This is a genomic window from Sphingomonas sp. AOB5 (genome assembly GCF_029433115.1).
In the GTDB taxonomy this organism is placed as follows: Bacteria; Pseudomonadota; Alphaproteobacteria; order Sphingomonadales; family Sphingomonadaceae; genus Sphingomonas.
The window spans coordinates 77,230-84,222 of sequence record NZ_JARNTV010000014.1; the positions used below are offsets into that span (position 1 = coordinate 77,230).

The window sequence follows — 6,993 nt, forward strand, 5'->3', positions numbered from 1 at the left end:
CGACACAAGTGATGCGGCGCCGCGTGCCGCAGGGCAAGACCGGGCGCATTTTCTTGACTTTGGCGCCCCCGCTGCCTAAGTCGCCGCCTTTCCCGGACATTCCAATTCCAAGGATTGCGTAAGATGGCGCGCGTCACCGTCGAAGATTGCGTCGACAAGGTTTCCAACCGGTTCGATCTCGTCCTGTTCGCGGCGCAGCGCGCCCGTCAGATTTCTGGCGGTGCCGAGCTGACGATCGATCGCGATCGCGACAAGAACCCGGTCGTCGCACTGCGCGAGATCGCGGAAGAGACGGTTCGCCCGACTCACCTCGAGGAAGCCGTGGTGTCGAGCCTGCAGCGCGTCCAGATCGACGATGAGGAAGCCCCGGACGAAATCGGCTCGCTGTCGGCTTCGGCCGAGGCGCTCCGCCTCACCGCCGCTGCCCCGCCGCGCAACCAGAATCTGGGTGGCGACTACGACGGCTGAGCCGCTCGCGACTCGCTGAAACAGAAAAGGCCGGGGAGCGATCCCCGGCCTTTCTTTTTGCCTGAAGCGATCAGTTGCCCGGGCGCATCGCGCGCATACGCTCCATCGCGGCGGCGCGTTCGGTGGCGTCGATCTTGCCGTCCTTGTTGGTATCGAGCCGGTCGAAGCGCATCGTCGCCGCGGCCTTCATCTCGTCGGCCGAGACCGATCCGTCGCCATCGGTGTCGGCGCGGCCCAGCATCCGCCCGCCGGGACCGGCTTCGCGCTCGGATTCGCTGAGCTTGCCGTCCTTGTTCTTGTCGAGTTGCGCGAAACGCGCGGCGCTGGCGGTGAGCAATTCGGCCTTGCTGGTCGCGCCGTCGCCATCGGGATCGGGGAACATCGCCGCCATCATCGCGCCGCCATCCTGCGCGGCGGCGGGCGTGGCGAAAACGGCAAGCGGCGCGGCCGCCAGCGCGGCGCCGAGAATCAGCTTCTTCATCATGCGAACTCCATGAACGCCCGAAAGGGACGGGCGAGCAGGCGCCTTATCGGCGCGACCTGTCGCAAAACTTTGTCAGGCGTCGTCCGTGTCTTCGATGGCTTCCGCCGGGCGGGCCTTGAAGCCCTGGGCGACCACGAACCACTCCACCGAACCCTTGCGGCTGGCCGGCGGCTTGGCATGCTTCACCGTCGCGAAATTGCGCTTCATCTGCGCCACCAGCGCCGAATCGGTGCCGCCCGCGAACACCTTGCACACGAACGCACCGCCGGGTTCGAGCACCTGCACCGCGAAATCGAGCGCGGTCTCGACCAGCCCCAGCGTGCGCAGCGCGTCGGTCTGCGGATGGCCGACGGTATTCGCCGCCATGTCCGACAGCACCAGATCGGGCCGCCCGCCCAGTTCCTCGATCAGCCGGTCCGGCGCTTCATCGGCCATGAAGTCCATCTGGAGAATGGTGACCCCGTCGATCGGATCGACCGGCAGCAGATCGATGCCGACCACCTTCGCCTTGGGGATCACGCGCCGGCACACCTGGCTCCACCCGCCCGGCGCGATGCCGAGGTCGATCACGCGCTTCGATCCCTTGAGGAAACCGAACCGCTCGTCCAGCTCGGTCAGCTTGTAGGCCGCGCGGCTGCGATAGCCCTCGGCCTTGGCCTTCTTCACATAGGGATCGTTGAGCTGGCGTTCGAGCCAGCGCGTCGACTGGGTCGTGCGTCCGCGTGCGGTCTTGACCCGCGTATGTCCTCTGGCGCCGCCCCTGCTCATCCCTGTTTCCCGTTCATCAATCGCCGCAAGATGCCCTCGCGGATGCCGCGATCGGCGATGCCCAGCCGTTCGGCCGGCCACAAGTCGAGAATCGTCTCAAGGATCGCGCAGCCCGCCACCACCAGATCGGCACGCTCGCTGCCGATGCAAGGCACCTGGCTGCGTTCGGCGAGGCTGAGATGTGCCAGCCGCTGGCTGACACCGCGCATCGCGGCGGACGGCACGATCAGCCCGTCGACCACCGAACGATCATAGCTGGAGAGGCCCAGATGGACGCTGGCGAGCGTCGTCACCGTCCCGCTGGTGCCCAGCAGCCGCCGTGTGCCCGGCGGCGGATCGAGCCGCGCGACGAACGGGGCGAAGGCTTGCGCCACTTCGGCACGCATCCGGGCATAGGCGGCGATGCGGCCCTCCGGCCCCTCGCCATGGCCGATCGCCTCGGTCAGCGAAACGACACCCCAGGGCGCGCTATGCCAGTCGAGGATGCGCGGCATCGGCTCGGCCGAATCGACCAGCACGAGCTCGGTCGATCCGCCGCCAATGTCGAAGACGAGCGCCGGCCCATCGCCGGGCTCGAGCAGGGCATGGCAGCCCAGCACGGCAAGGCGCGCTTCCTCTTCGGCAGTGATGATGTCGAGCGCGATGCCGGTCTCGCGATAGGCGCGCTGGATGAATTCCTGTCCGTTCGATGCGCGGCGGCATGCCTCGGTCGCGACCGAACGGGCCAACGTCACCCGCCTGCGCTTCAGCTTGTCGGCGCAGATGCGCAACGCGGCAATGGTGCGATCGATCGCGGCATCGGACAGGCGGCCGGTGGTCGCCAGCCCCTCGCCCAGCCGGACGATCCGCGAAAAGGCATCGACCACGGCAAAGCCGCCGCCCTGCGGACGCGCGATCAGCAACCGGCAATTGTTGGTGCCCAGATCCAGCGCGGCATAGTGGCGCGCCTCCGGCCAGCGCGGCCGGCCTGCCCGCTCCGCGGCGGGCGTCGTTCCCGTCTGGACAGGCTTCGTCACCAGTCCATGGGGCAGTCTGGCGGAGCCATCCCCCATCGCGTCACTCACTTATGTTCTTTCCGTCTCGGCACTTGGCCGTCCGGTGCTTGGGAGCGAGGCTAGCGCAGCCCATCGCACTGGGCAAGCGAGGCGGCAGGGCATCGGTTCGCACGGTGTTGACTCGAATCGCAGTGCCGCCTATTTGCGCCGCCCTGCGTTGCCCGATCCTCTAATGGTAAGAGAGCGGACTCTGACTCCGTCAATCAAGGTTCGAGTCCTTGTCGGGCATCCACTTCCTTCGATCCAACATTCCCGCCGAAACGGAATAGATCGCGATGGATCGCGATCCCGCCCCCATTAGGATCGCGGCGATGACAGAGGATCCCACTCCCGAAAGCCCCGATCCGGAACCCGCCGCGCGCCGGGCCGGGCCGATGATGGGCATCCTGATCGGCGTACCCATCAGCATTGCGCTGTGGGTATTGATCGGCTGGCTGTCGCTGTAGCGGTCAGTTCGCTTCGGCGACCAGTTCGCGCGCGGTCTGGCCGGTCCAGTCCATGCCGCCCAGCATGCGCCAGACTTCCTTGCCGTTCGAATCGTAGAGGATCGTCGTCGGCAGATTGATCGCCATGCTCAGGCTGAACGCCGCATCGCTGTCGAGATAGGGCTGGAGCTTCTGGAACTTCGCCTTTTCGAAAAAGGGCGTGACCTTGGCCGCGCCGTCCAGATCCTGGCTCAGCACCACCACCTGCGCCTTGTCGCCCAGCGAGACGGCCAGCGCGTCGAGCGTCGGCATTTCCTTGACGCAGGGCACGCACCAGGTGGCCCACAGGTTGAGCAGCACCGGCTTGCCCCGGAAATCGGCCATACTGCCCTTCGCGCCGCCGGGCGTGGTGAAGGCGATCGCAGGCGCCGCCTCTCCCTTGTGGCTGCGATCGAGCGTGCCGATCACTTCCTCGACCACCTTCTCCCCGGCTTCGCTGCCGTTGGGCGTGGGGGCCTGCAAAGTTTCGTTTGCTTGGCTTCCCGGCGCGGATTGCCTATCGCAACCGCCGATTCCAAGAGCCGCCAGCAGGAGAAGCGCGATTACCGGGCGCAAGGACAGCTCCAATTCGATGTGGGGAGGACGCTTCGCCGAAGGTCCTTCCGCGGTGATGCGCGAGATAAACGCCTCGATCCCCTTCGACAAGCGGCTGTGGCAGCAGGACCTTGCCGGTTCGCAGGCGCATGTCGCGATGCTGGGCAAGCAGGGCATCATCCCGGCCGAGGATGCCGCGGCGATCTCCGAAGGGCTGACCCGCGTCGGCGCGGACTTCGAAGCCAATGGCGTGCCGGTCGATCTGGCGCTGGAAGACATCCACATGCTCGCCGAGAGCAAGCTGGCCGCGGATATCGGGCCGGGTGCAGGACGCCTGCACACCGCGCGTTCGCGCAACGACCAGGTCGCGACCGATTTCCGGCTGTGGGTGCGCGATGCGGTGGATCAGGCCGATGCGGCGCTGGCCGCGCTGGTCGACGCGCTGCTGGTGCGGGCCGGGGAACATGCCGACAGCGTGATGCCGGGCTTCACCCACCTTCAGGTCGCGCAGCCGGTGACGCTGGGCCATCACCTGATGGCCTATGTCGAGATGTTCTCGCGCGACCGCAGCCGCCTCAAGGACGCCCGCGCGCGGCTCAACCTGTGCCCGCTGGGCAGCGCGGCGCTGGCCGGGACCGGCTTTCCGATCGACCGCGAAGCGACCGCCGCGGCGCTCGGGTTCGACGGCCCGACGCGCAACTCGCTCGATTCGGTCTCGGACCGCGATTTCGCCATCGAGTACCTCACCAGCGCGACCCAGTGCAGCCTGCATCTGAGCCGCCTGGCCGAGGAATTCGTGATCTGGGCGAGCCAGCCCTTCGGCTTCGTGGCGCTGAGCGATCAATGGTCGACCGGCAGCTCGATCATGCCGCAGAAGCGCAATCCCGACGCCGCCGAACTGGTGCGCGGCCATTCGGGCCGGATCGCGGGCAGCCTGGTCAGCCTGATGATCACCATGAAGGGCCTGCCGCTGGCGTACTCAAAGGACATGCAGGACGACAAGCCGCCGGTGTTCGAGGCGCACGACCTGCTGGGTCTCTCCATCGCGGCGATGACCGGCATGGTCGAAAGCGCGACCTTCCGGCTGGAGCGGATGCGTGCCGCCGCGGAAGCCGGTTTCTCCACCGCGACCGATCTGGCCGACTGGCTGGTGCGCGAGGGCGGCATCCCCTTCCGCGAGGCGCATCACATCACCGGGCGCGCGGTGGCCGAGGCAGAGCGTCAGGGCATACGCCTCGATCAACTCGATATTGGCGCGCTCAAGGAAATCGACGACAGGATCGATGACCGGGTGTACGGCGTTCTGAGCGTGGACGCGTCGGTCGCGAGCCGGACCAGCTTCGGCGGCACGGCTCCGGCGCGGGTGCGTCAGGCGATCGCAGCGGCAAAGGCGCTGCGCGAGGAGGAAGGGCGATGAAGCGGATCCTGTTTGCCGGAACCATGGCTGCGGCTTCGCTGGCGCTTGGCGGATGCGGTGCGCGCGAGGCGCTGATCCCGCCGCAGGGCCAGTCGCTGCCGGTCAAACCTTACGCCGCGAAAGAGGCTCCGAAAGCGGATGACCTCCTCGCGGCGCCGCCCCAGACCCGCCCCGCTCGCAGCGACGACCTGATCGAAAGCTCCAAGGAGCGCCGCAGCGACGATTTCGATCTGCCTCCTCCGAACTGAGACCCCATGACCGATTTTGCTCTGATTGACGGCGAACTCCACGCCGAAGCCACCCCGCTTGCCCGCATTGCCGCCGAAGTCGGCACACCCGTCTATGTCTATTCGGCCGAGGCCTTCCGAAAGCGTGCCCGCGATTTCCGCAAGGGCGTGGAACAGGCCGGCCGGGTCCATCTGGCCTTTGCGATCAAGGCCAATCCCAATCTGGCGGTGATCCGCCTGCTCGCCAATGAAGGCTACGGCGCCGACGTGGTTTCGGGCGGCGAGATGGCGCGCGCGCTGGCCGGCGGCATGAAGGCGGAGGACATCGTCTTCTCCGGCGTGGGCAAGACCCGCGCCGAGCTGGCCGCGGGCCTCGATGCCGGGATCGGCCAGTTCAACCTCGAGCTGGAAGAGGAAGGCGTCGTGCTGGCGGAGATCGCCCGGTCCAAGGGGTTGGTCGCGCCGGCCACGCTGCGGGTGAACCCCGATGTCGACGCGGGCACGCACGAGAAAATCTCGACCGGCAAGGCGGAGAACAAGTTCGGCCTGCCGATCGATCAGGCACCCGACATTTTCGACCGGCTCGCGCCGCTGGAGGGGCTGAACCTGCGCGGCGTGGCGATCCATATCGGTAGCCAGCTGCAGAGCCTCGAGCCGCTGGAGAAGGCGTTCGTCCGCATCGGCAAGCTGGTCGCCGAGCTGCGCGGCCGCGGCCACACCATCACCCATGTCGATCTCGGCGGCGGCCTTGGCGTGCGCTACAAGGAAGGCGACGTGCCTCCGACGATGGACGATTATGGCGCGATGGTCGCCCGCGTGACGAAGGACTGGGACGTCGAGCTGATGTTCGAGCCCGGCCGCGTGCTTTCGGCCAATGCCGGGGTGATGCTGACCGAAGTGCTGTGGGTGAAGCCGGGCGTAACCAATCCTTGGGTGGTGGTCGATTCGGCGATGAACGATCTCGCCCGCGTCGCGCTGTACGATGCGCATCACGACATTTCGGCGGTGAAGCCGTCGGGCGAGACGTTCGTCGCCAATGTCTGCGGGCCGGTGTGCGAATCGAGCGACGTGTTCGCCAAAAATCGCGAGATCGATACGGTGAAGGCGGGCGACCTGCTCGTCCTCCATTCCGCCGGCGCTTATGGTGCAACGATGGCCAGTACCTATAACAGCCGCGCGCTGGTGCCCGAGGTGCTGGTGTCGGGCGACAGGTTCGCCGTGGTCGCCCCGCGCATCTCGGCCGAATCGATCATGGATCAGGAACCGATCCCGGACTGGCTGGCGGACTGAGCCATGAGCCTCGCCGCGCTGCCGCTGTTCGTGAAACTGGCCGGGCGGCCGGTGATCCTGATCGGCAGCGGCGAAGCGGCGGAGGCCAAGCGCCGCCTGCTCGAACGCGCGGGCGCGCGCATCGTCGAGAGCGGCGCGGCGCTGGCCATCGTCGCGCTTCCCGAACCGGAAGAGACGGTGGCGCGGCTGCGGGCCGAAGGCGTGCTGGTCAACACGGTCGACCGGCCTGAGCTGTGCGACTTCACCCTGCCCGCCATCGTCGACC

Annotated in this window: 10 protein-coding genes and 1 tRNA gene; 7 read left to right on the forward strand and 4 right to left on the reverse strand. The window is 67.3% G+C overall.

The features are described 5' to 3' along the window. The first annotated feature begins 123 nt into the window (after nt 1-123). A complete protein-coding gene (gene rpoZ, locus P1X14_RS08820; RefSeq protein ID WP_277314967.1) occupies nt 124-468 on the forward strand; it encodes a DNA-directed RNA polymerase subunit omega in 345 nt (114 codons plus the stop codon). Nucleotides 469-538: 70 nt separating this feature from the next. Here rpoZ and P1X14_RS08825 read toward each other — a convergent pair whose 3' ends face one another. The 3 genes from P1X14_RS08825 to P1X14_RS08835 all read right to left on the reverse strand — a co-directional run bounded on the left by P1X14_RS08825 (nt 539) and on the right by P1X14_RS08835 (nt 2,736). After that, nucleotides 539-949 (reverse strand): EF-hand domain-containing protein, encoded by a 411-nt coding sequence (locus tag P1X14_RS08825; protein ID WP_277314968.1) that lies wholly within the window; start codon nt 947-949, stop codon nt 539-541. 75 nt (nt 950-1,024) lie between these two features. Then, entirely contained in the window at nt 1,025-1,720 is a 696-nt protein-coding gene (locus P1X14_RS08830; RefSeq protein ID WP_277314969.1) for an RlmE family RNA methyltransferase, read from the reverse strand. Next, nucleotides 1,717-2,736, reverse strand: a complete 1,020-nt coding sequence (locus P1X14_RS08835) for a Ppx/GppA phosphatase family protein (RefSeq protein WP_277314970.1) — start codon at nt 2,734-2,736, stop codon at nt 1,717-1,719. The genes P1X14_RS08830 and P1X14_RS08835 overlap by 4 nt, the downstream gene beginning before the upstream one ends. Nucleotides 2,737-2,933: 197 nt before the next feature. On the opposite strand from P1X14_RS08835, the gene P1X14_RS08840 reads away from it, so the two are divergent. Beyond that, nucleotides 2,934-3,007 (forward strand) — tRNA-Gln (locus tag P1X14_RS08840). A 79-nt stretch (nt 3,008-3,086) separates the two neighbouring features. Then, entirely contained in the window at nt 3,087-3,221 is a 135-nt protein-coding gene (locus P1X14_RS08845) for a hypothetical protein (protein ID WP_277314971.1), read from the forward strand. Between the two features lie 3 nt (nt 3,222-3,224). Here P1X14_RS08845 and P1X14_RS08850 read toward each other — a convergent pair whose 3' ends face one another. After that, nucleotides 3,225-3,722, reverse strand: coding sequence for a TlpA disulfide reductase family protein (locus P1X14_RS08850; protein ID WP_346770447.1), 498 nt, complete (start codon nt 3,720-3,722; stop codon nt 3,225-3,227). A 109-nt stretch (nt 3,723-3,831) separates the two neighbouring features. Between P1X14_RS08850 and argH the strand changes: the two genes are divergently transcribed. The 4 genes from argH to P1X14_RS08870 form a co-directional block, all read left to right on the forward strand. Next, a complete protein-coding gene (argH, locus tag P1X14_RS08855) occupies nt 3,832-5,211 on the forward strand; it encodes an argininosuccinate lyase (RefSeq protein WP_277314972.1) in 1,380 nt (459 codons plus the stop codon). Then, the gene (locus P1X14_RS08860) at nt 5,208-5,459 is read left to right on the forward strand and encodes a hypothetical protein (RefSeq protein ID WP_277314973.1); all 252 of its coding nucleotides are present in this window, start codon (nt 5,208-5,210) and stop codon (nt 5,457-5,459) included. Before argH ends, P1X14_RS08860 begins: the two co-directional genes overlap by 4 nt. 6 nt (nt 5,460-5,465) lie before the next feature. Further along, on the forward strand, nt 5,466-6,728 hold the full coding sequence (lysA, locus tag P1X14_RS08865) for a diaminopimelate decarboxylase (protein WP_277314974.1): 1,263 nt from the start codon (nt 5,466-5,468) through the stop codon (nt 6,726-6,728). Nucleotides 6,729-6,731: 3 nt separating this feature from the next. Next, nucleotides 6,732-6,993 (forward strand): NAD(P)-dependent oxidoreductase (locus tag P1X14_RS08870; protein WP_277314975.1); only part of this gene is annotated, 262 nt, incomplete at its 3' end.

Bases quoted from the DNA above. Each gene is read 5' to 3' on its own strand.
- rpoZ (WP_277314967.1), top strand. From the start codon at position 124: ATGGCGCGCGTCACCGTCGAAGATTGCGTCGACAAGGTTTCCAACCGG.
- P1X14_RS08825 (WP_277314968.1), bottom strand. From the start codon at position 949: ATGAAGAAGCTGATTCTCGGCGCCGCGCTGGCGGCCGCGCCGCTTGCC.
- P1X14_RS08830 (WP_277314969.1), bottom strand. From the start codon at position 1,720: ATGAGCAGGGGCGGCGCCAGAGGACATACGCGGGTCAAGACCGCACGC.
- P1X14_RS08845 (WP_277314971.1), top strand. From the start codon at position 3,087: ATGACAGAGGATCCCACTCCCGAAAGCCCCGATCCGGAACCCGCCGCG.
- argH (WP_277314972.1), top strand. From the start codon at position 3,832: ATGTGGGGAGGACGCTTCGCCGAAGGTCCTTCCGCGGTGATGCGCGAG.
- P1X14_RS08860 (WP_277314973.1), top strand. From the start codon at position 5,208: ATGAAGCGGATCCTGTTTGCCGGAACCATGGCTGCGGCTTCGCTGGCG.
- lysA (WP_277314974.1), top strand. From the start codon at position 5,466: ATGACCGATTTTGCTCTGATTGACGGCGAACTCCACGCCGAAGCCACC.